The organism is Bacillus sp. NTK034, from assembly GCF_017303275.1.
Classification (GTDB): domain Bacteria; phylum Bacillota; class Bacilli; order Bacillales; family Cytobacillaceae; genus Cytobacillus.
Genome location: NZ_JAFKOJ010000019.1, coordinates 24,524 through 50,163, shown reverse-complemented (window position 1 = coordinate 50,163; position 25,640 = coordinate 24,524). Strand labels below are relative to the sequence as shown.

At 40.5% G+C, this 25,640-nt stretch carries 25 protein-coding genes; 7 read left to right on the top strand and 18 right to left on the bottom strand.

Going from position 1 to position 25,640, the window contains the following annotated elements:
* Positions 1 to 135 precede the first annotated feature (135 nt).
* The 8 genes from JI665_RS27665 to JI665_RS27635 form a co-directional block, all read right to left on the bottom strand.
* Complete coding sequence (locus JI665_RS27665) at positions 136 to 3,966, bottom strand: S8 family serine peptidase (RefSeq protein ID WP_206846100.1); 3,831 nt, start codon at positions 3,964 to 3,966, stop codon at positions 136 to 138.
* Positions 3,967 to 4,354: 388 nt separating this feature from the next.
* The gene (gene fabG / locus JI665_RS27660; protein WP_206846099.1) at positions 4,355 to 5,095 is read right to left on the bottom strand and encodes a 3-oxoacyl-ACP reductase FabG; all 741 of its coding nucleotides are present in this window, start codon (positions 5,093 to 5,095) and stop codon (positions 4,355 to 4,357) included.
* A 38-nt stretch (positions 5,096 to 5,133) separates the two neighbouring features.
* Complete coding sequence (locus tag JI665_RS27655; protein WP_206846096.1) at positions 5,134 to 6,705, bottom strand: sodium:solute symporter family protein; 1,572 nt, start codon at positions 6,703 to 6,705, stop codon at positions 5,134 to 5,136.
* Between the two features lie 14 nt (positions 6,706 to 6,719).
* Positions 6,720 to 6,848 (bottom strand): hypothetical protein, encoded by a 129-nt coding sequence (locus tag JI665_RS29085; protein WP_268891839.1) that lies wholly within the window; start codon positions 6,846 to 6,848, stop codon positions 6,720 to 6,722.
* A 3-nt stretch (positions 6,849 to 6,851) separates the two neighbouring features.
* The gene (locus JI665_RS27650) at positions 6,852 to 7,916 is read right to left on the bottom strand and encodes a ketopantoate reductase family protein (protein WP_206846094.1); all 1,065 of its coding nucleotides are present in this window, start codon (positions 7,914 to 7,916) and stop codon (positions 6,852 to 6,854) included.
* Positions 7,917 to 7,945: 29 nt separating this feature from the next.
* Positions 7,946 to 8,806, bottom strand: coding sequence for a 3-keto-5-aminohexanoate cleavage protein (locus tag JI665_RS27645; RefSeq protein ID WP_206846092.1), 861 nt, complete (start codon positions 8,804 to 8,806; stop codon positions 7,946 to 7,948).
* 193 nt (positions 8,807 to 8,999) lie between these two features.
* Positions 9,000 to 10,547 carry a sigma-54 interaction domain-containing protein gene (locus JI665_RS27640; RefSeq protein ID WP_206846088.1) on the bottom strand — a complete coding sequence of 516 codons (1,548 nt, stop codon included), beginning with the start codon at positions 10,545 to 10,547 and terminating at the stop codon, positions 9,000 to 9,002.
* Between the two features lie 203 nt (positions 10,548 to 10,750).
* Positions 10,751 to 10,915 carry a hypothetical protein gene (locus JI665_RS27635; protein WP_206846086.1) on the bottom strand — a complete coding sequence of 55 codons (165 nt, stop codon included), beginning with the start codon at positions 10,913 to 10,915 and terminating at the stop codon, positions 10,751 to 10,753.
* Between the two features lie 64 nt (positions 10,916 to 10,979).
* Between JI665_RS27635 and JI665_RS27630 the strand changes: the two genes are divergently transcribed.
* The 4 genes from JI665_RS27630 (at position 10,980) to JI665_RS27615 (ending at position 14,427) form a co-directional block, all read left to right on the top strand.
* The gene (locus JI665_RS27630) at positions 10,980 to 11,168 is read left to right on the top strand and encodes a hypothetical protein (RefSeq protein ID WP_312886320.1); all 189 of its coding nucleotides are present in this window, start codon (positions 10,980 to 10,982) and stop codon (positions 11,166 to 11,168) included.
* Between the two features lie 39 nt (positions 11,169 to 11,207).
* Entirely contained in the window at positions 11,208 to 11,849 is a 642-nt protein-coding gene (locus JI665_RS27625; RefSeq protein WP_206846081.1) for a pyridoxamine 5'-phosphate oxidase family protein, read from the top strand.
* Positions 11,850 to 12,010: 161 nt separating this feature from the next.
* The gene (locus tag JI665_RS27620; RefSeq protein ID WP_206846079.1) at positions 12,011 to 13,573 is read left to right on the top strand and encodes a histidine kinase N-terminal 7TM domain-containing diguanylate cyclase; all 1,563 of its coding nucleotides are present in this window, start codon (positions 12,011 to 12,013) and stop codon (positions 13,571 to 13,573) included.
* Complete coding sequence (locus JI665_RS27615) at positions 13,570 to 14,427, top strand: MBL fold metallo-hydrolase (protein WP_206846076.1); 858 nt, start codon at positions 13,570 to 13,572, stop codon at positions 14,425 to 14,427. The genes JI665_RS27620 and JI665_RS27615 overlap by 4 nt, the downstream gene beginning before the upstream one ends.
* A 60-nt stretch (positions 14,428 to 14,487) precedes the next feature.
* Here the strand turns inward: JI665_RS27615 and JI665_RS27610 are convergent, their stop codons facing one another.
* Together JI665_RS27610 and JI665_RS27605 are read right to left on the bottom strand one after the other, a co-directional pair.
* Positions 14,488 to 15,090 carry a hypothetical protein gene (locus JI665_RS27610; RefSeq protein ID WP_206846073.1) on the bottom strand — a complete coding sequence of 201 codons (603 nt, stop codon included), beginning with the start codon at positions 15,088 to 15,090 and terminating at the stop codon, positions 14,488 to 14,490.
* Between the two features lie 164 nt (positions 15,091 to 15,254).
* Positions 15,255 to 15,914 (bottom strand): NAD(P)H-binding protein, encoded by a 660-nt coding sequence (locus JI665_RS27605; RefSeq protein WP_206846071.1) that lies wholly within the window; start codon positions 15,912 to 15,914, stop codon positions 15,255 to 15,257.
* Between the two features lie 191 nt (positions 15,915 to 16,105).
* On the opposite strand from JI665_RS27605, the gene JI665_RS27600 reads away from it, so the two are divergent.
* Positions 16,106 to 16,594 (top strand): pyridoxamine 5'-phosphate oxidase family protein, encoded by a 489-nt coding sequence (locus JI665_RS27600; protein ID WP_206846069.1) that lies wholly within the window; start codon positions 16,106 to 16,108, stop codon positions 16,592 to 16,594.
* 243 nt (positions 16,595 to 16,837) lie between these two features.
* Here the strand turns inward: JI665_RS27600 and JI665_RS27595 are convergent, their stop codons facing one another.
* Entirely contained in the window at positions 16,838 to 17,320 is a 483-nt protein-coding gene (locus JI665_RS27595) for a DinB family protein (RefSeq protein WP_206846067.1), read from the bottom strand.
* A gap of 109 nt (positions 17,321 to 17,429) precedes the next feature.
* On the bottom strand, positions 17,430 to 17,639 hold the full coding sequence (locus tag JI665_RS27590) for a cyclase (protein WP_206846065.1): 210 nt from the start codon (positions 17,637 to 17,639) through the stop codon (positions 17,430 to 17,432).
* Between the two features lie 394 nt (positions 17,640 to 18,033).
* Here JI665_RS27590 and JI665_RS27585 point away from each other — a divergent pair, with 394 nt between their 5' ends.
* The gene (locus JI665_RS27585) at positions 18,034 to 19,092 is read left to right on the top strand and encodes a Ger(x)C family spore germination protein (protein ID WP_244671343.1); all 1,059 of its coding nucleotides are present in this window, start codon (positions 18,034 to 18,036) and stop codon (positions 19,090 to 19,092) included.
* 236 nt (positions 19,093 to 19,328) lie between these two features.
* On the opposite strand, the gene JI665_RS27580 is transcribed toward JI665_RS27585, so the two are convergent.
* Positions 19,329 to 20,261: a D-2-hydroxyacid dehydrogenase gene (locus JI665_RS27580; protein ID WP_206846061.1), complete on the bottom strand. Its 933-nt coding sequence runs from the start codon at positions 20,259 to 20,261 to the stop codon at positions 19,329 to 19,331.
* 195 nt (positions 20,262 to 20,456) lie between these two features.
* On the opposite strand from JI665_RS27580, the gene JI665_RS27575 reads away from it, so the two are divergent.
* A complete protein-coding gene (locus JI665_RS27575; protein ID WP_206846059.1) occupies positions 20,457 to 21,866 on the top strand; it encodes a PQQ-dependent sugar dehydrogenase in 1,410 nt (469 codons plus the stop codon).
* Between the two features lie 83 nt (positions 21,867 to 21,949).
* On the opposite strand, the gene JI665_RS27570 is transcribed toward JI665_RS27575, so the two are convergent.
* From JI665_RS27570 to JI665_RS27550, 5 genes are all read right to left on the bottom strand, one after another.
* Complete coding sequence (locus JI665_RS27570; protein WP_206846058.1) at positions 21,950 to 22,507, bottom strand: hypothetical protein; 558 nt, start codon at positions 22,505 to 22,507, stop codon at positions 21,950 to 21,952.
* A 184-nt stretch (positions 22,508 to 22,691) separates the two neighbouring features.
* Positions 22,692 to 23,069, bottom strand: a complete 378-nt coding sequence (locus JI665_RS27565) for a cupredoxin domain-containing protein (protein ID WP_206846055.1) — start codon at positions 23,067 to 23,069, stop codon at positions 22,692 to 22,694.
* 151 nt (positions 23,070 to 23,220) lie between these two features.
* Positions 23,221 to 24,111 carry a mechanosensitive ion channel family protein gene (locus tag JI665_RS27560; RefSeq protein ID WP_206846052.1) on the bottom strand — a complete coding sequence of 297 codons (891 nt, stop codon included), beginning with the start codon at positions 24,109 to 24,111 and terminating at the stop codon, positions 23,221 to 23,223.
* Between the two features lie 292 nt (positions 24,112 to 24,403).
* The gene (locus JI665_RS27555) at positions 24,404 to 24,856 is read right to left on the bottom strand and encodes a DUF1772 domain-containing protein (protein ID WP_206846049.1); all 453 of its coding nucleotides are present in this window, start codon (positions 24,854 to 24,856) and stop codon (positions 24,404 to 24,406) included.
* 199 nt (positions 24,857 to 25,055) lie between these two features.
* Entirely contained in the window at positions 25,056 to 25,616 is a 561-nt protein-coding gene (locus tag JI665_RS27550) for a GNAT family N-acetyltransferase (protein ID WP_206846047.1), read from the bottom strand.
* Positions 25,617 to 25,640: the final 24 nt, after the last annotated feature.

Below are 25,640 nucleotides of genomic sequence, written 5' to 3'. Positions count from 1 at the left end.
TCCTGCTTTCGGGATTTTCTCAGAAGTTATTGCAACATTCTCAAGAAAATCTTTGTTTGGATATAAATCAGCAAACCACTCCCCAAAAAGAAACCCGGTTCCTCTCAAAAGGAATCCGAGTCTCTCCAAACCTATTTATTTATCTTGCTTCCCATTCCCTTTTCCAGGCTTTGCCGGGCCATCAGGGGTTTCGTGATTCTGCGGTGGCTGCTCGCCTTTCTTCAGCTTATAAAGCTCGACTGTTTTGGTCGTTTTATTGCCGGCCAGATCCTCTGCTTCGAATGTGAAGACGTTTAAGCCTTCTTTCAATGAGAGTTTAATCTTTTTGAACTCTTTTTCGATGCCTCTCATTGCATAAGGCTCCTGGAATTCCTGGTAGAATAGCTCGCTGCCGTCCTGAGAGAAGCGAAGCTGGTCAAAGTTATCTGTCACTGTGATGTTGATGACAGGGTCTTTCTTGTTATGTTTAATGTATTTGCTTGAAGGCAGACCATCGATTTCGACAGTTGGTCCTGTCGCATCGACTAGGATCGTGCGTTTGAAGGAAATCGCATTATTCGCAGTGTCCACTGCCTTCACTTCCAGGCTGTGAACGCCATCTTCAAACGTCATCGTTGTTTCAAATTCATATTCGCCTTTTGCTTCGTTGTAAGTTGTCTCAATAGGAGTTCCGGCAATGGTGAATTCCTTCATGCCAGACTCTTCTTTAATCGTGCCGCTGACATTCAGTTCATTTGTGTTGTATACTTCAAGCGCCTCAGGCTCTACGAGGTACACGTATGGAACGGTCTTGTCATTGCTCACTTCGCCCACTTCCACAGTTGCTTCGGAAGAGTTTCCGGCAAAGTCATAGGCTACAACCTTAACATTTGTGCCAGCTTCCAATTCTTCCGGAAGTGTAAATTCATCAGTATCTCCGCTTAGCGCTTCTTCCAGAATAGACTCTTCATCTACGAAAATATCGATATACGAAATGCCGGAGCCGTCAGGGTTATCAGCAGCTTCCAGCTTTAATGCTGTGTTTCCTTCGATAAGCTCAGCCTGAACGCTTGGCGCAGCCGTGTCCACTTTTACAGGGATTTTCACGGACTGCCATTCAGCGCCTGCATAGTCGATAACAGATTTAATCTCAAAATAGTACTGTCCATCCTGTGCAAGCTGATTGCTGATTTTACCATCCCAGCCCCAATTCGGGTTAAGTGTATAATTCGGACCAAGTCCTCCATCGTAATAATGTTTGCGAAGGCTGTTTTCCGTTCGCAGCTTTCTTAGTGTTTTTCCATCCTCATCCGTAATCGCGAATTCTGCTTGTTTAGCATTTCGCAGGAATGAAAGAACCGGGATCAATTGATCCTGAACTTTGTCTCCGTTCGGAGAAATGGCGATTGCGTCTCCGCTGAATGCGTCATTTACCGGATCATATCCCAAGTAAGAATAGCCCTCGGCTGTTTCAGAAACAGCTCCTGCCATTCCGTAGAATGAATTGTCATCATACTTCATGCCGTCAAGGATCGGAGCTTTATCCCAATCACCCTTAAAGCCAACGTAAGGAACCGTTAATTGCGGGTTCACGTCAGTTGAATCTTTCAAAGTAACATACCCTTCAACAAAGTAACCATTCGGAAATACCTCGTTGATGTCCAGAGGAGTTTCCCAATCTCCTGTTATCGAAGGTTCTACCACTTTTGCATTGCTGACATCCACACTTACTTTAAAGCTAACAGAGCCATTCGCAGGAACGGTTACCTCTGCTGAATCCTGGCCATCCACTTTTACAGAAGCATCTAAAATCTTCTGGGCTTCAAGCTCATCCGCTGCCCAGCCCATCTCTCCATAGGCTGCAAAATCAGTCTGCAGATTCGCTGCCACATCATATGCCACATCTTCATCACTGAAGTTTTGAGCTTTTAACGTGAATTCAAAGGTATTGCCCACTTCTTTTAAAGCCACTTTCCCTTCATTCGTTGAAGCCTCCGTTACGATAACAGGAGAAGATAATGCCGAATGAAGCTGCATGATGCCGGAACCCTGGCGGCGTGGAGAATAAGGGATATTCCAATTAAATGCACTGTTTACGGTTCCTTTATCAATGACCGGCGCCGCTGTGTTCATCATCAGGTTCTTTGCAACGTTGACTCGGTCAAAGCCGGTTACGCCAAACTCTGTATCAACACGCTCAAGAACAAGTGCCGCACCACCGGAAACATGAGGAGCTGCCATGGAGGTACCGCTCATCATACCGTACTGGTTATTCTCAAGAGTAGAGTAAATTTGTCCGCCCGGAGCTGTAATTTCAGGCTTGAAGTCCAGGTTAGGCGTTAATCCCCAAGAAGTGAAGGCGCTCATTTTGCCTGCTTCAGGGTTTGCTGATTTTGTTTTTTCCCCGTTAAATGAAAGAGTGACTGTCTGCCCATCCTGAATCGCTGCTGCCAGCTTGTCTCCGTCTGTCTTCAGCATGAACAGCTGCGGGATGGTAATGGACGGATCGCTCGCCATGTTGACATATCCGTCTGCATTATTGTAAATAATGACCCCAAGGGCTCCAGCTTTCTGGGCATTAATCGCTTTATCAACGAATGCCAATTCCCCACGCTGAATTAAAGCGTATTTTCCTGCAACACTGGACAGCTCTTCAGGCTTGCCCAGTCCACCGTATGCCACTTCAAATGTTTTCGTCTCAACATCGTTCGGGTGAACATTTCCAGCTGATAAAAACGCAGCTTTTCCGGACTCTTCACCGAATTGGTAGTTCACTGCATCCAGATCCATGAAGGTATTTTCAATAGATGCTACCTGCAGAGAATCATAGGATACCCCAGGGGATCCGGAAACGCCGATATCCGGGTTTTCACTGCTTGGATTTGCAAATCCATTTCCAAAGTGAGCAGAGTTCCCTGCAGAAATAGACATTAAAATACCATTTTCCACAGCTCTTGCAATCGCTTTTTGCTCAGCTGATTCAGGGCTGACGAACCCTGCTGTAGAACCAAGACTCATGTTCAGAACGTCTGCACCAAGTACAATCGCATCATCAATCGCCTTAACATAAATATCACTGTATGTAGAAGGCATATTCGGATCATTTCCGAATACTTTAAGCGCAAGGATCTGGGCTTCAGGTGCTACCCCTTTAATGCCGCCGTTTTCCTCATCGCCATTCGCTCCGACAGTTCCGGCAACGTGCATTCCATGCATGGATGCATCCGGGCCGATATCGCGGATCGTGTCATTTTCATCCATATAGTTGTATCCATATGGCACTTTTTCAGAATAATATTTTCCAAGAACACCATTATCTTTCTTAAATTTCGAGATTTCAGCCTTCGTTAATTCCTTTTCCGTTTCTCCTGCCAGAACCATGTCGCGGTGAGAAGGATCCATGCCGGTATCGATGACACCGACTACCATTCCTTCACCTTTAAAGCCATAATCACGCCAAGCTTCCTGAGCTTGTACGAGTTCTTTGCTGTAAAGCATATCCGGCTTTTCCTGCGGCTTTTCGTACTCATTGACCACTTGTACTTCTGCCACTTCCGGCATTTCTTTTACAAGCTCAATGTCTCCATACATCATCTCAGCACTGAAGCCATTTACTATCGTAGTAAAACTTTCGCGTTCTATCATCTTTACTTTATTCTTTTTAGCACGATCCTTTACCTTCTGCTGTTCAGACAGCTTTTCATTTTTCAGCTTCTGCTTCGTTGCATCTGGAAGTTCTTTGTACTTCTTGTTTTGCTTTTGGGCATAAAGGACAGATGGCTCTGTCTTCATCTCGACTATGACCCTGACTATATCTGTTTTATTGTACTGCTTGTCCAATTCACTTTTCTTTATTTCCTGGATGGTCCTGCGGTTTTCTTCTCCCTTGGTGCTCGGTGATTTTTCGGGTAAAGCGGCCCCTGACACCGAACTGGAGAACATTAGCATGAACATTAATAAGGCCAATGCTGATCTTTTAATCCTCATCCCCTACCTCCTAGTTATATTATTCAGAATTTTTTTAATACACTATAAAGGTATCAAATCCAAATTTTTCATATAAGAATCAAAAGACCTGATTAACACCTATTCTCACGGTAAAAAAGAACTATTTTTCGCGAAAAATGCTGCTGAAAAATTTCATATTTTAACAGAATATGAGATTTATCGGGACAGATAGACAGGTTCTTTGTCCTAATAAAGGATCCTGTCCCTAAACAAAGAAAAAAGAGGCATAACCAGACATCACCTCTGCCTGACTATACCTCTATTGATTCTTGCTTCTTTCTAAATAAAACAATGGCTTACCCATTTCAGAACTATCCTCATAAAACTTTTGTGAAACAAGATTTTTCGGGTAGTGTCAGTCACTAAATCAGATAACAAGTCCCCCATCTATACTCAAAATCGCTCCAGTAATAAAACGCGCTTCTTCTGAGGCCAGGAAGGCATAGCCGTTTGCTATGTCTTCCGGTCTGCCCATTTGATTCAAGGGTGATTTTGCTTTCATGATGTCTTTTACCTTATCAGGCAGAACATTGGTCATGTCCGTCTCAATAAATCCGGGGGCAATGGCATTGACTCGAATTCCGGATTTCCCCAATTCCTTCGCCCACGTTTTAGTCATTCCGTTTACTCCCCATTTAGCTGCAGCATAATTGGACTGGCCAAAGTTGCCGTATATTCCCACAACCGAAGAGGCATTAAGAATGACTCCTTCCCCCTGATCTTTCATTATTTTTGCCGCATACTGGCCGACATTGAAAACACCCTTTAGGTTTACATCGATGACATGATCCCACTGGGCCTCTGTCATATTTGTCAGCTGTGCATCTTGAACAATACCGGCATTGTTTATGACAATATCTACACGTCCGTACTGAACTAACGTTTCTTCAAATAACCGACTGACTTCATTCCGATTCGCCACATTGCATACAACATAGATGGCTTCTCCATCGGCTTTTCTAACTTCCTCTGCCCTGTTCATCAGATTCTGCTCATTTAAATCAGCTAAGACTAATTTTGCTCCTTCTTCTGCAAATTTCTTAGCTGTGGCTTCACCGATGCCTTGCCCTGCACCGGTAATGACAGCAACCTTCCCTAATAATTTCATTTTTATGTTCCTTTCATTAAAATCTCTCAATCTCCTATTTATCCCTCAACTGCCTCTTTCGACCCGGAAACCGCCTTTTGGTCATTTTCTTCCGGAGCATAATCATCCTGAATGGCCGAGATAGCCTTTTTGGTCGAGCTGCTTATTTCGCTTTCAAAATAGGGTTCATACGCTTCAAGCGGTGCTTTCTTGCCAATTTTAACCGCAATTAAAACGCTTACAAATGCGGCCGCCAGAGCAATGATAAATGGATTAGTTGCTCCCAATACCTTCGCAATGATATATACCAGGGTACCAACAATGATGTTGGCATATGCACCTGCACTGTTCATGCGCTTCCAATATAATCCTAAATAGACGACAAAGAAGAAAGCTGCGCCAAATCCTCCGTACACATACGTGAATCCCATTGCCAGCAGCACGGGCGGTTTAATCGCGCTCAGTACCGCTAAAACACCAAGTGCCAGAACGGTATATCTTAAATGCTTTTTTGAATTCTCCTCCGTTGTTTTCGATGTGAATATATTTTTGTAAATATCATAGTAAAGCGATGTCCCGCAATGCAGCAGCATGGAATTGGCAGTCGATACGGCTGCCGCACATAAAGCGACTAAAGTTAGTGCTCCCACTAAAGGATGCGCATATTCCGTGATCACCAGCGGCATAATATAATCCGTGGTTTGGCCTGCCGGCAGGCTGGGAATCAATGTTTTCGCACCAAGTCCAATAATGATTAACGGAACGAAAATGGCGATTAGCAAAACGACTGAGATCATCATCTGCATGATGGCTACTTTAATGCTTTTAGGCGCCAGCATTCTTGCTACCCAGTGAGGGGAGACGGCTGCCCCTAGTGAATTGGAAATGAAAATAGAAAAAAGGGCACCCAAGCCAAAGGTTCCGACTGGAGACAATAAAACACCCTTTGATAGACTTTCGCCTCCCACAACAGTTGGGGCAGTTGCAGCCGCCAGAGTATCATAAATATTGGAGAATCCCCCTGCTGCAAACAATACAGCGACAGCCCCTAAAACCACACCCAAAATGATTAAAATGGTGTTCACGGTATCTGTGACAGCAACGGACCAGAAGCCTCCTATACTTGTAAAAAGAAGGAAAACAAGAAAAGCAAAAATGGCTATTTCGTATTTCATGCCTGTAATAGTTGAAAAAACAATTCCAAACCCGACTACCTGCAGATGCGTAAAAACAAAATATCCAACAAGCATAAGTGCCGCAACCAGCGTCCGCAATTGGCTATTCTTTTTTAATGGTTCATACCGGAGATGAATAAATTCAGGGAAAGTTTTTGCCGGCGATTCAGGTCTTCTGACTTTATATGCAACAATCGGAATTAAAGCGGTACCAAAAAACCATCCCGCAACCCATCCTATGATGGCCGCCACTCCCGAACTATATAAATAACCCGGAACCCCCATGACAGAGGCAACACTGACCCATGTTGCAACAGACGTACCAACACCAATAAATAAGCCCATTCGGTGTCCGCCGGTTGTAAAGTCTGACATGGATTCAACATTCTTCAAGCTTTTCAGACATGTCCACACGATAAATAGTAAATAAAATGCAAATACAGCGATATACCACATACTGTCACCACCCCCTATTTAAATAATTTGCCGGAATATCCCCAGCGTTTCACTTTTGATTTTTCGACTTTATAACAAAGAATCGTACCGCAGATCAGTGAAAAAGCGATTGTGGCACCCCAAATCAACAATGCTATAGCCATGGATTATCTCTCCTTTACAAGTTCACTTGGTTTATTTTTCATTACTACATTCAAGGATTCGAAAAAGGGTAAATTTTCAGAAAAAAGAGGAACTGATTTCCTATTCTCCGCTTCCGATACCAGCTCGACGACTAAATCGTTAAAAGGAGTTGGAATGCCAAAAGCTTTTCCTTTTTCTGAAACATGGCCATTAATAAAGTCAATCTCAGTCTTTACTTTACGGACTAAATCCTGCAGCATACTCGCTTTAAGATTCCTGTGAGGAGACCAAACCTCATGGTAAAAGCCCATTTTTTCACTAACCTTTTGACCTACCTTCAGTTCCAGGAATTCCATGTCCTTTCCCTGCATATTGGTTAATTGAATCCCTTGCGCATGTGCCACTTTAATGGTTTCATCTGCAATATAAGCTAAACTGGTCATTGCTTCCTTATTTGACAGAACTTCGCCGAACGTACAGCCCAGTGCCGCAGACATTCCGCTGAAGGTTGTGTTCATTAATAACTTTGTCCATTTAATACCGCTAATATTGGACGTGATCTTGCAATAGCCGACATGTTCCAATACTGCTTTTACTTCTGATAAGCGGGACGTGATTCTTCCGTCCGTTTCCCCTATCTCAAATGCATATTTCTTTACAGTCTCCCATTCGGTGGTGAGTTCAGACTCGCCCGTGCCTTTCCATGTCGCTCCAAAGCCAACAGCCCCGCCAATCGTCCTGCTGGCCCCAACAATGGATGCAACATGTTCTTCAGGGATTCCGTTCTGGAGCGTACAGACGATGCTGTTTTTATGCAGATAAGGAAGCAATTGATGGAGAGATTCATAGGTAAATACCTGCTTGGTTAATAGAAATACTAAATCATATGTGCTGCTTATTTGATTTGGTGTCAAGGCATTGACAGGAACCGTCTTATTTATAAATCCTGAAAGCTTTGCACCGGATTGATTCAGCCTATTTACATGACTTTCATTAATATCGATTAAATCTATTTTTTCTCCCCCTTCCGCCATTAGTGCTCCAATGATTGTCCCTAAAGAGCCTGCACCCATAATCGCAATATTCATCTTTATTCCCCCTATTCTTGTCACTTGATCTAGTTTTGGACACCCTTCAGGGATGTAACCAGACTGCCTCTATTCAGCTTATCTATCCCCAAGATTTTTCTGGCCTCAGCTGGAGTGGCAACCTCTCTTCCCAATGTTTGGGCCAGGTTAGCTATTCGTTTCACGAATTGAGCATTCGTTTCTGCTAATTCACCTCTTCGAAAATAGACGCTATCCTCCATTCCAACCCGCACGTGCCCGCCTAATAGAATACTCATCGTATTGATGGTTAACTGATCCTTACTTGCGCCAATTGCCGACCATGTAGAACCTACTGGAATGCTATCTATTAAAAACATCAGGTTTTTAGGAGTTGCCGGCATACCTCCATGCACACCCAGTACGAATTGAAAATGGAATGGATCGTCAATCAATCCCTTTTTAGCAATCCTTAACGTATTGTGAATCATGCCAACATCGAAAATCTCAATTTCCGGCTTGATTTGCCGTTCTTTCGTAACAGCCGCCAATCTTTCAAGGAACTCAGGCGTATTGTGAAAGACACCCGGGCCAAAGTTCATGGTCCCTGCATCAAAGGTAGCCATTTCAGGGTTTAATTCACACACTCTTAATCGATCTTCATCACGATTTCCGATTCCCCCTGCAGTTGTTAAATTTAAAATAATATCGCATTTATCCTGGACCCGGTCGATGACTTCTTTATACGTATCCAGGTTAAGTGTATTTTCTCCCCGATGATCCCTTACATGAATATGGGCAATAGCCGCCCCCTCTTTCCATGACTCATATACAGAATCCGCAATCTCTTTTGGCGATAATGGCACATAAGGCGTATGTTCCCGAGTGGTTTGTGCTCCTGTTGGGGCTACGGTAATAATTAATTTTTCCATTGTGTGATCCCTCTTTCTGCAGAATAATTTTTTCGTTTTCTACAGATGCAATTTCTGTGCCAAAAGCAAAAGTACGATAACATCAGCTATTTCTCTCATCAAGATAAAAAAACTGATGAAATAATTCATCAGTTTTTAAATAATCTGACTATTTCATTTGTATATTAAGCTTTTGTTTTGATGATAAAATTCATCATGAACGATTCCGTTTTTCATCACTTAAGTTAATTCCCAGCCTTTTGGCCTTTTTTACGATAGTAGATTGATCAACATCTAATATGGCAGCTGCTTTTCTGGTACTTCCATAAAGTTTCAATGCCTTTTCAATTGTCTCTTTTTCAACACTTTCTACAATCTTTTTCAAACTGAGTCCTTCATTTAATGTTTTTGCACCATCCAGCTCAATATTTAATAACTTCTTTGCATGGTCAGCACTAAATCTCTTGAATTTTTCTGAAACGATCACCATTCGTTCTACCACATTTTGCAGCTCTCTTATGTTTCCAGGCCAGTTATACCCTTTAAATACTTCGAATACTTCCTTCTCTAATTGCACTTCTTTACTATATTTTGCATTATAAATGTCCAAATAATGTCTGACTAATATCTCAATGTCTTCTGCCCGTATCCGAAGCGGCGGAATATGAATGGGAAATACATTTAACCTAAAATACAGGTCTTCTCTAAATTTCCCTTCTTTTACAAGCTCGTATAAATCGCAATTGGTTGACGCCAGGATTCGGACATTGAATTTAATCGGCTTTGTCCCGCCTATACGTGTTACTTCTTTTTCCTGAATAATCCTTAATAGCTTCGATTGCAGCTCAATCGGCATCTCCCCAATTTCGTCCAACAGCAAAGTGCCTTTATCAGCCAATTCAAACATGCCGATTTTTCCTTTACTGGATGCGCCGGTAAAAGAGCCGCTTTCATATCCAAACAGCTCCGACTCCAGGAGACTTGCAGGAATGGCTGCACAATTGATCTTGATAAAAGGCTTGCCATGCCTCTCACTATTCATATAAATTTCATTCGCGACAACTTCTTTTCCAACTCCTGTTTCTCCAGTTATTAGGACCGTTACATCCAAATTGGCCACCTGGTGAATCATTTGAATAACAGGTTTCATCTCCTGGCTTTCTCCAATTAAACTTTTGGATGTCTGTAATTTTCTGAGATGTTCAATTTCATATTGATTTTTCAGCTTATCTTTTTCAACCTCTTGCATACGTTTCTCTGAAGCTGCTAATTTTTCTTGCATTTCCACCAAATCCGACATATCCCGATTGATCACAACGACCTTTTTAATATTGCCTTTTTGATCAAAAATGGGATTTCCTGACGTCAGCACTTTAACCCCCGTTCGGATTTCAGCTACCGCATTAATAGGTTTTCTTGTTCTGATAATCTCGGGTGTGATGGCGTTTTTATATAAACCTTCCTTCATCAGATCTCCCACGTATTTATTCAGGACAAGATCAGGAGCCAGGCCGGTTATTCTGCTGTAAGCTTTATTCACATATAACGTCTTTCCATCTCCGTCAGAGATATAAATCCCATCATAAAGTTCATCACAAACCTGTTTATAGTCGCCTTCATTTAACTCTTTGATCTCTTCAAAAATTTTGATGAGTCCTGTTTCGGTCTCCCTTTTATCCAGAGAATGCAGTGGCGAATTTTTAACTGTCTCTATCAGATCTTTTAAAAATTCCTTCGAAGTAAATAGTTTATCTTTTGTCATGACATCCTCACATCCCCCGTTTTCTGATCTTTCTCAATATTCTAATCAAGTTAAACATAATTATAGAATTAAGGAAGACTTATATTCAAGAGAATGGAGGCTATTCCCCTTCCGGTTGATATGGCGATATACGGTTACTGTTTGTCTCCAATCTAAAACTTTGCCGATTAACCTCCTATAAATGGATATTTATGTTAACATATTCATATCTCTTCCATTTTCTTTAATCGATCCAGGATTTCATGATTCAGCTTGATGATATATTCCTGCTCTTTCTTCAATTCGTGCTGTCTGCAGGCAAGGAATACGAAAAAACATACGCACATGATCACGAATAACAGCCAAAATAAATCCCCAAAGAAGTCCATTTACAGCCACCCAGTGAAAAGATATGGCCATTTTAACACACAGAATTTTATAGAAAAGAAGGCGGTGAGAGTTTTGAAAAAATCGCAGCGGCTTTTATTAAGTCTATTAGCCGTCATTTTGAGTTTTGCCCTATTTGTGATTGGAATAATATTTGCTGAAAAAATGCCTTTCCTGACTGTGCTGGGGATATTGGGGCTTAGCGGGGTTTATTATTTTGTTTTTCGTATTGTTAAAAAATCATCCAGGACATAACACTAAAGATCCCTATACCATTAGAAAAAGGTGAAACCTATGAGTTCAAAATATCCGGATATTATAACTACCAGAGAAGAATTTGCGTCTTTTCGGGAGGAAATTGGCCAGCCCAGTGCGCGTGCTGCCGGCAAAGTTATTACTTTCATCGATGAGCATTGCATTGACTTTATTTCCAAATCACCTTTTTTAACTTTGTCCACTTCAGATTCTGATGGAAAATGTGATGTTTCTCCAAGGGGGGATTCCCCCGGGTTTGTGACGGTTCTTGACGAGCAGCATCTTTTTATTCCGGAACGGCCGGGCAATAAAAGAATGGATTCCGCTCATAATATCATAGAAAATCCCAATATTGGACTCCTTTTTCTCATACCAGGGCTTGGAGAAACGCTAAGAATTAATGGCAAAGCTTATATTTGCCGTTACCCTGAGCTCTTAGAGAAGAGCAAGGTAAAAGGCCGCGCTCCCTTATTTGGAATTTTAGTAGAAGCAGAGGAATGCTTTATCCATTGTGCGAAAGCATTGATCCGATCGGGATTATGGAACGGAGAGTCATGGCTTGCGAAAGAAGCCCTTCCTTCTGCCCCTGCTATACTGGCAGCTCATTCAAAATTGCCGAATGACACATCCGAACAAGTGAAGAAGGATCTCCAGGATAGTTATAAAAATAGATTGTATTAAGGCAGCCTCTATAAAAGAGCGGCTGTCCGGCAGCTGCAGCACTGAAATGACCTTTCCTGAAACGCAATGAGCCCTATAGTTATTAAAAATATAAAGCTAGTACTATAGAAAAAGGAATTATATAATAGGAGAAAAATATTTTCATTTTGGAGAAAACTCAAATGGGGCACGAATTATGGATGTATATCCTCATTCTCACTTTTTCAGGGGCACTGAGCTTATCGCTTTGTCTCTTTGCACACTTTAAACTAAGGAATGCACCGGGTGCCGGACCTTATAAGATCTTAACACTGCTGTCCGCGATCTTTACCTTTTCCTATGCATTCGAATTGTCGAGCTCCACTTTACCAGAAATTCAATTCTGGCTGGGCATTGAATATTTGTTCATGCCATTCATTCCTGTTTTCACTTTATTGATGTGTCTGGAATATGCCGGACACAAGCTGAGCAGGAGCCTGTATTTTTCCCTGTTCATCATCCCGATTTTGACCATCTTTATGCATCATACCAATAAACTCCATCATTTTTACTACTCAGCAGTCAGGCTGAGAGAGGATACGCCATTTCCCGTGCTGCATCTGGAATATGGATTCTGGTTTTATGTGCACGCCATTTTTCTGTTCATGTGCCTGATGTTCAGTATCATCATCCTGCTTCTGCGATTAAGAAAATCCTTCTGGCGATTCCGGGTGCAAATCCTTTTGATGACCGCCGGACTCTTTGTTCCGATTATGGCCAATCATTATTATCTGAATGACCTGAGCCCCTACGGCATTGATTTAGGCCCTGTATCCATGAGTATTTCCTTCATTCTGCATGGCATAGCGCTCTTCTCATTCCAGATGTTCAATCTCGCCCCAATAGCAAGGGACACGGTTTTTGAAAGCATGAAGGAAGGGGTCATCGTTCTCAATCAGAACGGGGCAATCGTGGATTATAACCAGGCGATGCTGCCTGTTATCCCTGAACTGAAGCAATCTTCCATCGGCAAGCATATCCATGATATTCTGCATGGAAACAGTACGCTTAGAAAAGTGATATGCTCTGGAAAGAATGGGGATTATATGTGGGAAAAAGAGGGGGAACAGGTCCATTTCCAAGTTCAATTTTCACCCGTCCATTCCCTTAACAAAGACCCAATTGGACGAATTATCTCCCTGGCTGATGTAACTGAAAAAGTAAATATGCAGAAAACCCTTAAACGTTTGGCCAGCATAGACAGTTTAACCCAGATTTATAATCGGGCCTATTTTCTAAGTGAGATGGAAATCTCACTTAGCACCCTACATCCAGGTGCTGATGTTTCACTTATTATGTTTGATATTGACCACTTCAAACATGTCAATGATACATATGGCCACGAAGCTGGCGATCTCGTGCTGGTCCAGGTTGCAAGCCTCGTGAAAAACAGCCTTCGAAAACGGGATATCATCGGCAGATTTGGCGGGGAAGAATTCATGATTTATTTGCCTGACACGCCTGCACACGAAGCACACCTGCTGATCGAAGCGGTCCGCCTGGACATTGCCGGGAGCCCAATTGTGGTGGATGACAAAACAATTTCAATCACCTCAAGCTTCGGCCTGTCACATTCCATAATCTCAGCGGATAATCTGGATGGTGCAGCCCAAATCCTATTGAAGCACGCCGACCTCGCACTTTATGATGCAAAAAGGAATGGCAGAAACAATGTACAGCGTTACGGCGAAATGCTTCATGCATGACCCTGATATCGGGAAAGGAGCTGAATGTTTTGTTTGTTAAGAAGAAGGCATCCACTGGAGAAAAAAACGGTGTTTCCTACCTGAATGGCCAAATTAAGTTTCAGGGTGTTTCTTTAAATGTCTATAGCTATTTAACGGATGGTATCTTAATTGACACGGGCGCCCAGTCCTTACATGCATTCTTCGAACCATTTATGGATGAAGGCGATTTTGACCAGGTCATGATCACCCATTTTCATGAAGACCATACAGGCTGCGCAGCATATGCTGAAAAAACGAAGAAACTGCCAATCTTTTTAAACGAAAAATCTATCCGTTCCTGTGCCAAAAGGGCCGATTACCCTTTATACAGGCAGCTCTTTTGGGGAAGAAGAAAGCCATTCAATGCCCAGGTCATGCCTGACTCGTTTTCATCCCGTAAAGCCCAGTGGGATGTCATCGACACCACTGGCCACGCTTTCGATCATAAAGCCTTCTTAAACCGGGAAACAGGCCAGCTGTTTACTGGCGATTTATTTGTCAGCGAAAAGACCAAGGTCGTTTTAGCAGAAGAAAGCATTCCGGAAATTATCCGCTCATTGGATCGGGTTCTCACCTACGACTTTGAAGATGTATTCTGCAGCCATGCAGGCTATGTAGAAGATGGACGCGCAGCACTCCAGCGAAAGCGGGATTATCTGTTATCCATCCAGGATGACGTATTCGCTCTGCACAAAGAAGGGAATTCAGCAGATGCGATCCGGCAAAAGCTTTTTCCGAAAAAATATCCGATCGTCAAATTTTCAGGCGGGGAATGGGATTCGCGGCATATTGTCACGTCGATATTGGAGGAAAGCAGCACGCGCACACTGTAAGTGAACTCGCCAGGTGGCGAGTTTTTTAATTTGTTTGATCCACTCCAGTCACACTTTTTCTTAATGAGGAACCTTTTCCACCAGTGTAATTTCTTCAACCCTCCACTTTTCCTCCCTGTCATATTGTCCCGGTGCCTTGACCATAACAAATTGGTAATCCTGTTTGACTTCTTCTACTGTTTGATAGGTGAGGCTGATTTTATCTTTTTCGATTCGGAACTCTTTAAGATCAAGAACGGAATTGGGTATCCATTCAAACCCCTCGCCATTGAATATAAACCCGCAATGGCACTTGCCGGATCTTTCTCCTGTATAGTATCCCGATCCATCAATTCTGGCCATAAACGCATTCGCCTCCTCAAATGATTGCAATGCCTTGTAGGATTCAATCGTCTTTATCGCTGCCGAAAATTCCTTATATTCAATAGCAGAACTTAAAGATTCGATTTCCTTCTCCAATTCAGCAGTCTCCTTCCTTGCCTCATCCAGCATCTTAGCATTATTTTCATATTCTTTTTCGAAACTTGCAGCTTTCTCGGCTAATCTATCCTTTTCCTTCCGCAGCTCCTCTGCTGCATTTGAATTATTTACACCGTCCATGATAGCCAAAATGGCAATAATCAATAGAACGGCAAAAGCATAAGTTTTGTAGTTTTTTTTCAATCAAATCCCTCCCTTCCCAGCCAGAAATTCTGCTTGCAGTGCCATCCAGTAATTTTTCCAAACATTTCCTTCATCTTAACTAAAACCCTGATCATTCTATAAAAAATAACTTTGACCTTTTTCGCCAAAGTTATCAGTAACTTACTCTATGATGCACATATTCATTAATCGATTTTATTCAGCCCTGCACATTCCCAAATCGCTTTGCCTTCCAGCGAAAAGATGCCGTTATCCTTTGTTTTGGCGGCATTGACCATGGCTTCCGCCAATATTTCCGTCGGCAAAGGCTCTTGAGAACGAAGTATTCCAAATTTATTAAACAACTGTATCGCTTTTAATCCGGCAACTTCCATTGTTCTGTCACTATTTTTTCTTATCAATACAGGAGGCTTAAAGATTGATAGCTTTTGAAACCCTAAAGCCTTTACAGCTTCTTCTAACTGACCCTTCATCCTTGTATAAAAAAAGAGAGAATCAGACGAGGAAGAACCCGAAGATACCAATACATAATGACTCACATTGTTTTCTCTGGCAGCTTCCGCAAACTGGTATTGATACTCGTAATCAATTTTCCACTGAGCTTCCTTGCTTCCCGCAGCTTTCAGGGTCGTTCCCAGACAAGAAAACAAAACATCGCCCTTCACTAAATGCTTCCATTGTTCTGTGTGATCAAAGTCAATCACATGCACATTTAATTTTTCATGCCGGATATGAAGATCACGCCTGACAAAAATATCAACCTGATGAAAAGAATCGTCTTTCAGCAATAAATCCAGCAAATCCTTACCAGTTGCTCCCGTTGCTCCTATTAATAATGCGTGCATTTTTTTCTCCTCGTATTTTATATAGTCTATTTGAAATTATATACCACGTTCATTCTTTTTTTGTCTTTATTTAAATTACGATCAAGTAATGAGTCCATTTCCTTTTCACTTTGTATAAGTTAAGCCACACCTGAATAAAAGCTGGTGTTAAGGGTAATATATCTCTATAAATCTTTAACGAGGTGATGGAAATGTCTAACATGATGAATCAAGAAGAAATTGAAACATTAAGAGAGTTAATCAAAGACATAGACACGGCCATGCTGACCACGGTAACTGAAGAAGGGCTTGTTTCCCGGCCAATGAAAACACAAGAAGTAGAGTTTGATGGTGACTTATGGTTTTTCACTAAAAAAGAGACTAATAAATATGATGAAATCCTGCATGATCAAGATGTTAACGTGGCATATGCAGGCAAATCCTTTGTTTCCGTCCGTGGAAAAGCGGAAATAGTTGAGGATTTAGATAAGAAAAAGGAATTGTGGGGCAAAGCATATGAGCAAATTATGCAAACTTCTTATGATGATCCTAACGTTGTCTTGATAAAAATAAAAGCGGAAGCAGTCGAATATTGGGAAACCGGTAATTTTACGAAGAAAATAGCTTTTCTCTTTAAACGCATGACAGGACAAAGTTCTAAATCGACAGATGTGAATGAAACGGTTGAATTGAATAAATAACAGCAAAAATGGGTTGTCTGCTTATAGGACAATCCATTTTGCTTTGTTGAGTTATGCTGATCCGTTTGTTTCTATATGAATCTTTGGTTTTTTTCCAGCTGATTTTTATTTTAGTATATTCCCTTTTAAATATCGAGAGCATAGACTGCCTTTGTCATTCCTTATCAGACTACGCCTTGCCCCATTTATTTAATAAGAACCTATTTTCACTTGAATCTTTTGCAATTGTTCACCAAAATCTGCTTATTGGTCATTATTCCAGCTCTTTTGCAGTTTCCGGACGTAAATGATTTGACCTATATGGTAGGCATTATGCGTGGAAAGATTCCCAAGTATTGCCCACCACTGTGCAGGTACAGGGAAACCCTCAATTTCACATTCCAGTTTTTCTTGGGAGAGTAAATCTTGCCACTGCAGAAGCACCTCTAACAGCTGCTCTTTTAATTCAGTAAACTTAGTATTTTCCGGTATGATAAAGCTTTCTTTATTATTGCCTAAGGGTGGGACAGCATCTGCGTGAGATTTAAGATACCTCTTTTGCCAGGTTTCATTCCAATAAAGAAGATGCTGTACAATTTCAGCGATGCTATTGCTTTCTTCATTGGGCTTCCAAAACGCATCTTCCTCTGATAAGTTTGCAACTGATTCTGAAAACGGAATGTACCAGCTAGGATCATTTGCATTTGCTGACAATTGATCGGCTAAAACATCTATAGCATGAGACATACTTGCCACGCTCCCTTTGACTAATATTCAGGTTAATATTCAGAAACCTTCTTCGCCTTTCCTTTCCCTGGTTTACCAAATTCCTTCTGCCCGCAGCTTAAATAAAATCTCAATTTCGTTTATGTTTCTCATTAATTATTTTCTTGTTAAGTATTCTAACTTCTCCGACCATAAGCAGCCTCATATCTTCTACTATATATTTCGCCAGCTCTTCATCAGTAATGTCATTACCCTCAAGATCAAGACGAAAATCCTGTCCCTGCAATCCACCGCCATTAGTAAAATCGATTTCAAAATCGAAAATAACTCTTTTATCCATTTCAGATCCCCCCTTATATTAGTTTCGGGTCGTTTATATATATTCTAGTTGAATGAACTATAACCTTCTTTCAGATTGTCTGATCCTTTAGCACAAAAAACTGTAACCCTTGATCTGCTAAACCTTTTAGAGAATCCAGCCCCCTAAAACATCTGTTTTCATCTAAATAACTAAAACTTCCTTAGTTCAGGAATTTCCTTATTACGAATATTCTCCCACCCAAAGATTAATACTAATTTTGTAATTATATATGGATAATTCTTCGCAAAGTCTGAATTTCCATCTAAATCAGTACTCCAAAGAAAAGCTATTCCACTAAGTGATACTGCTAGGAAAGATGGGATTTGTTATTTTCCCTGCTGTAATAATTGCCAATAGTAAAGGTGAAATAGAAATGAAAAAGCTAATACTAATATGCCTGTCCTTGCTGCTTTCAGGATGTGTGGAAAAAGAAATCCTTGATGATATAAATATTGAAGTAGGAGTCGGCTACGATTTAGCAGAGGATGAGAAAGATAAGTATAGAGGAACTGCATTATTCCAGGAATTCCAGCCTGATCAAAGTGTAATTAACAGGACATTTTCCGGAAATGGAAAGCTTAGGCAGGACGTACGTCTGGATATTTCCAAGCAAACATCAGAACCAGTAGTCACAGGAGGATTAAAGCTGGCTGTATTCGGACCTGAAATTTCTAAAATAGGGATTTTTGACATAATAGATTCTTTTCAGAGAGATGCAAGTATGGGGGCACGCGTATTTGTTGCAACCGCAGAGGGAAAAACAGAAGACTTGTTAAATGGCGAGTATGGAACCATGGGGAACGCTACGCATATCTCTAATCTGATTCAGCATAATATTGAACATCGCGATGTTCCAATAACCAATTTACATATTTTTTCCCGTGATTACTATCAGGATGGTAAGGATCCCTTCCTGCCCCGGCTAAAGAAAGCCGGAAATGATAAGGTGAAGATAGTTGGAATTAGTCTTTTCCAAAAGGATAAAGAAGTGGCCATCCTCCCTGTAAAAGATATGTTCTATTTTAAATTGCTGGTAGATAAATATAGCGAAGGAAACTTTGATGTTAAGGTAAAAAAGGGAGAACGAGCTGCTATAAAGAGCATAAAATCAAAGAATAAAATCAAAATGACTGATAATCACGCTGCCATAACCATTAATCTCGAAGGAATTATTCGTGAGTTTACGGGAGATATTTTAACCCCACAGATTGTTGGAGAGATAGAAAAGAAGCTGGAGAAAAAAATTGAAAAGGAATGCTTAAGATTATTAATACAATTTCAGGATCTCGGAATAGACCCTGTTGGTCTGGGCCAAAAGAAAAAAAACCGGATTCGGAACTTTGACTTTAAAAAGTGGGAAGACGAATACAAAATGTTAGGCTTTGATGTTAAATGCAATGTAGTGATAGAAGAAACAGGCGTTCTTGAATAAGACCTGCTACAATAGGCCGTATTCCCGGCTTATTAGGTTGACAATAATTAGGGAATACTAAAAAGCCCAACCTCCCCGTTAATTCAAAGAGAAGTTGGGCTTTTCATCACTTCATTAAAGCACCCAATTGCTGAACTTTCAAGACTTAAAAAGGGAAGCAGCTGGCCCCATGCATCAACAGGAAGGGGAGGCCATGCTCCCATTCATTGCCGAATTAGTGCTACCTGTCCGGTCTATTAATACCCCTTCATAACATCCACCCTATTAGGTATAGCATCATTATTTTTGATTCTCTTCAATGTATCCAAAAAGCATGCGATCGCTTCATTCAGCTCTGTCACCGCTGATATATGAGGAGTGATGACGATATCGTCTCTTTCCCATAGCCCGGAAGTCTCTGGCAGCGGTTCTGTTTCAAGAACATCTAACACAGCGAAACGGACCTTTCTGGAATTGAGCGCTTCAATAAGCGCTTGCTCGTCCACTGTATGGCCTCTGCCGACATTAATAAAGGCAGCTCCGTTTAAATGGCTGAAAAACGTACGGTCAAATAGCTTGTTCGTTTCTTTTGTCAAAGGCAATGTGCTGATAATCCAATCTGCCTGTGCAGCCAGTGTGCCTGCAGAGCTGGTTTTCGCGACCTTATGAAAATACTCCTTTTGCCTGCCGCTTTGCGAGACGCCGTAAACAGTGGCTCCAAGACTTGAAAATACCTTCGCAGCCTCCTGCCCAATCTCCCCTGTTCCAAAGATAACAATCGTTTGATCCTTCACCATCTGCGGGGTTTTTGGAGCCCATTTCTTCTCCCTTTGTTTTCCTTCAAAGTAGTGATGATATTGAAGATCCCTTAATACATAGCTTAAACAATACTCGCTTATTCTTTGTCCAAACGAGCAAACAGTTCTGGTTAGAAGAATCTCATACTCCTTCCATCCATCAATTTCCAAATAATTGTTTACACCCGCATTAAAGGAATGTACCCATTTAAGATCGGCAAGGCGGAAGCCGCGACATGGCTTGAAACCGACATAGGCATCCGCCCATGACAAATCCTCTTCTGTAATATCATTATCCTGCTTAAAACGAAAGCTCTGAGATGTTTCAGCTGGCAGCTGTTCCTGGAATTCCTTTTCATAGCTTCCTGCAACCAGTATATTATGTATGTTCATTCGAATTCCCCCATCCTGTTGCTCCTATGTTTTTGTTTTCATTCTAGCACGGTAACACACATCCTTCATCTAATAATATTAGACTATCTACAATTGAAGGAGCCGTTTCCAGAATTCCCCTGGCTAACTTGGTGCTAATAGCCGGTTCTAATCATATTCTTATAAAAGAATAAAAATGAAGGGGTGCAAAGTCAGTTGATAAAAGTTAAGGTGGGTTTACGGCCTATTGCCAGTAAGCTAAATTTACCTACTGTTTTGAAAACAGCTATACTTCCAGGCGACTCAAAGGAAAGATTATTTATTGCAACCCAGGTAGGAGAGATCTTTTACACAAGAAACTCAAGCTTAAGGACTTTTTTAGATATTCGCCCCCGAATCCTAAAGCTGGGTGCTTCTGGCGGATATGATGAACGGGGATTGCTGGGACTAGCGTTTCATCCCAAATTTTATTATAACGGTCTGTTTTATCTTCATTATTCAGCAGCCGGCACACAAGGAACAGGTGCTCTTTCTGAATCGTTTAATCCTGACCCGTGTGATCCTGGAACTTTAAACCTCAGGTGGATGGATAGAGAAACACAATATGACCATATTGATACCATTGAAGAATGGATTTTACAATCGAATGGCGGGCCCCAAAAACGAAGGACCTTACTTAACTTAAGAAGGCCATTTTCAAATCACAATGGGTTCAATAGTTTAAACTTTTCACCGGAAACAGGCAAACTTGTTTTAACAACCGGTGATGGCGGATCAAGCTATGATCCATTTAACTTAAGCCAGGATGACCTGGAGATTGCCGGTAAAATAATTGAAATGGATGTAAATAAGAATACTTACATCATGAACCCCCCCATTGTCACACGCTTCAATGAACTTCCCGCAGCCATTCAGGAAACCTTAACGGTAATGGCCAAAGGGGTTCGAAATATACCTGGCATTTCATTTCAAAGGTTTTATAATCAGTATATGAAATATGCAGGGAATGTCGGTCAGGATTTGGTCGAGTCGATTTTTTCATTTGTTCATTATAAACCCCTACCGGTTACTCAGCTTGTTCAAGCTTCTTTGATGAATTCTGAATCTGACAAGGTAGGAGTTATTAACTTTGGCTGGCGAGGCTGGGAAGGTGATATTCCTGCTTCAATTATTCGAGGCTGCACTAATAATGGGACTTTGGAAGAGAAGACAATGGCTTATTACAATGAAGCAGCAGCACTTTCAGCGAGTCGTCTTCGGCCATTAACCAGTTATTTTCATAAAGACTCCAGACCCGATAAGTTTGGAGGTACTGCACTTACAGGAGTGCAAGCCTATATGGGGAAAAGAATCCCTGCTTTAACAGGAAGCGTTGTGTTTACAGATCTTGCCCGGAAAGAATCCCAGCCCCAGGCTAGAGGGGCTTTAGCCTATACCACCATAAGATCAAATGGTGAACAAAATGATTTTAGTGTGATTCAAACCGATTACGATTTTGGATCTCAATCAGCCTATTATGTTAATTTGGGTACGAATCTGAAACAGACCAGATTATATTTAGGGGTTTATGGCTCTATGAAAGTGACTGATTTAAATCAAGGGACTGTCTTTGAAATAGTTCCATGAATCATAACTTTAGATCTCTGCTTAATCCAGATAAATCTCTTACATGGATTGGACCGAAATTAAAACCACTAGATTGAGAATCACTAAATGATAATCATTTTTAATCTTTTAATCATGATTAAAGCAATTTCAACCCATAACCAGCTATAAAGGAAAACAAATAAAAAAATACTTCCCGCTGTAAGAAATGAAAAGGAAGAGACGGCTGGACCTAAAACCGGAAAGTGAAAAATAAATAATAACCCCATGATTCCTAGCATTAAAAGGATTGTACCAGCAGCAATAATACTTATCCTCTTCCTGAAAAAGGAAAAAGATGCCCCAATGCCAAGCCCTAACAATCCTGTTGTAAAAGGAAATATCATTAGTTCAGATGGCTGCAGGATCACTAACAACATAATTGTAAGAAAATAGGACATTACTCCAAATGGAATGGAAAACATGGAACTTAACATAATAGGTGCAGTTGCAAGTGGACTTAAAATATATCCTATACCTGGTAAGAACCCTCCAGCAGCCTGAAGAATAGCAGCAATACAAGTGAAAATAGACACTAAAATGAGCTTCATTGTATTTTTATATTTATTGAATATTTCTTTAAACAGACGAACCTCATCAGAAATAGGTTTAAAAAAATACACCTGTTCACCTCCTTCTATAATGGTTTAAGCGTTACTATACACTATATTTACCATTCATTAGAGGCGGAACGATTTTTTATTATCCATTTGCAGAAGAAAGTCAGCTGCGTGTTGCTATCTGGGTAATAATAAGTAAGTTTCCTTCAACCATAAAAAACAAGGGCCTTATTGGCCCCGGTTATTATTATTTGACTATTACGTTTCCAACCATTCCTTCCTGGAAATGGTACCGGCATATCAGCTCATATGTACCGGGCTGGTCCGGTTTCACGGAAATGTTTGTTTCTTTTCCTGGCTGGATCTCGGCGTCAATTCCGAGCTTTTCCACTGTGAAGGTGTGCTCTTTCTTACCTTTATTTTTCAATATTAACGTTGTGGATGTCCCTTTCGGAATTGTGATGACTTTCGGATTAAAGTAATCATCGTTCAACTCGACCTCAATCGATTTCACCTTAGTCCCAACACCAGATTCGGCAAATACACCGTATGAGCCTAGAGTTGATAATACCACAACCATTGCAAGCACAACGACTAATCCTGTTACAGTTTTTTTCACAGACATTCTTAATCCCTCCTTTCCTAAACACTATTTTTTTCTGATTCACATAATATTATCACCATAAATTTTATTCAATGTGCTATCTGAAAAAGTGAATATACGAGATTTCTGCCGCACCTCATAAACCGCTAGGTCTCCAATCAGCTAGTTTTCTTTATGTGCTGGGTGAAGGGTGCTCAAGAATCTCCTGTGAATTTTCAGTTTGAACGAACATGTTTGCGGTAGGCATTTGTACTTGATTCTTATGGAATAAAGACATTAGTTCAAATCTTACCTGCCTGGAAGATTCAAAATATTCTTCAGGCTTAACCAGGCCTACCATACAAAATTCGTACCCAACATGTTTAAGGTTTGGATTTAAGTCTGTAATCCCAATATATTGAAAAGGTTCAACAGCCTCGCCCCCTACCCTATACAGGCTATGAACTAATTTTTCATTGCAGATCATACTTGCTTTCTCTAACAATTCCTTAATTCTTGCTGGATCTTCCTGATAACTAACCGTAATCCGTTCAATAACCCGCATCCAGCCTTTATTAAAGTTTTGTATCGCTCTAATCTCTCCATGCGGGATGGTAAGGAGTTTTCCCGACCATTCACGAATTTGCATAAAGCGAATACTTATCTCCTCAATGGTACCTGAACTTGTCCCGTTGAAAGTAACAAAATCTCCGACACGAAACTCTTTGTCCGTTAATCTTGCGAACCCTAAAATAACGTCTTTTAACATCTGCTGTGCAGCAAAACCGATGACAACACCGGCAATCCCTGCACCTGCAAGAATACCTTTTATATCTACAAACTGACTAATTAGGTAAATAACAAGGCTAATCGCAATTCCATATCTAAAAATAGACCGAGTTACACCTTGTATCGTCTGTTCTACCTCTTCAGCAAAAAAGTTTGACTTTCTAAAGAACCAATTAATAATACGGTTTATGACAATTGAAAAGGTAATGAGAACCAAAGCAAATAGAGTAAATCTTAAAAGTAAAAACTTCCTTATATACTCAAAAAATTCCTCAGTAAAAGTTAATAGGTCCATCCATCCACTCCCTAATAAGGAAAATTTCCAGGATCATCTGTTCCCTTGTCTCTTTACATATTGTTTCCTGAACCATGAATTTTCATTATCATTCCCAGTTCATCTTCAACAGTTGGGTCAAAATAAAAAGACACGTCCTATGGAAACATGTCCGTTTGTTAATAAAAACAGTTTAAGGTTACTCACTGTTAGCGCAGAAATCCCTGCTAAATTTATCCTCTTCTTATTTTTCAAATGAGACACACCTTCTTACCGCTTAATTACCCTGACCTTTTGATCAAAGCAGATATAATTAAATCGTAACTGATAAACAAAGGAACACGAAGCCAAAAAGAAGTAACCAGGAACGAATAGATTGATAGAACATCCATCGCTTTCTTATCTCCTTCCAATCAATTGGCGGATTGTCTGCATCCCACTGTTTGATTGCCTTGTTAATAGGCACGTTATATCTAATAGTTATTATTGTTGCTAAAATGAACATTCCAGCAGAAGAAAAACTGCTTGTAAGCTCGATAATTCCAGGTTCTTTAGTAAATACTGCGACGGACAAGGTTAGAATTACACTTACAGGCATTAATATAGGCATAATAAGTCCAAATGTTTTCAGCGAACCTTGTTCAAAGTATATATGTTGCTTTTGAGGTAAATGGCGGATAACGGGATGTACTAATGCGTAGGAAGTAAACTCAGCACATGTTGTAAAGCCCGCTATTATCAACGTAATAAAACCTAATATATCCAAAATGTAACATCCCCTAAATTTGATTGATTAATTTTATTCTTATCATACAAGCATTGATCAATTTTTTTATTTTTATTTCATGAATAAGTTATTCTTAACTAACCTGCCCCCGTTCGTGAAACTAGAAGGCTGATGTTAGCAGCCTCTATTTAACAAACGCACCCGTTTGTTTAAGTACATTCCTTCACAAAGTACCTTTCTAAACTTTTGCATAAATACAAGTATCGGTTAATTTACTACCATCTGCCGATAAATCCTCATTCTTTAAAATACCTTCTAATTCAACTCCTAATTTTTCAGGAATAGAACGGCTTTTTAGGTTAGTGGATTCACATCTTATTTCTATTCTTTTAAATTTAATTAGACTTAAACCTAATTCAGTTAAACCTTGTACAGCCTCTAACATATATCCGTTACCGCTATATTTAGTATTAATCCAATAACCAATATGACATTTTGGAATATCCCAATTTACCCCTTCAAAACTAGTAACTCCTATAAAATCTTTAGAGCCTTTGTGGAAAATGAGGTAACGAAAACTTTCTCTTTTTAAAAAATTTATATTTGCTTTTCTAAGGTTCACTTCTGTTTCTTCAAGAGTTGGAATTGTTTGTGCAAATGGCAGCCAAGGCTTTAATTCATTGAAAGAATCTCTTATTGCTACATTGACAATGCTACTGTCTACTGATTGTCTTGGTACTCGGAGTTTTAGTCTTTCCGTTTCAAATTGTAATGGTATATCTAATAATAAAGGATTCACTTCAATTTCCCCTTGTTATCTTAA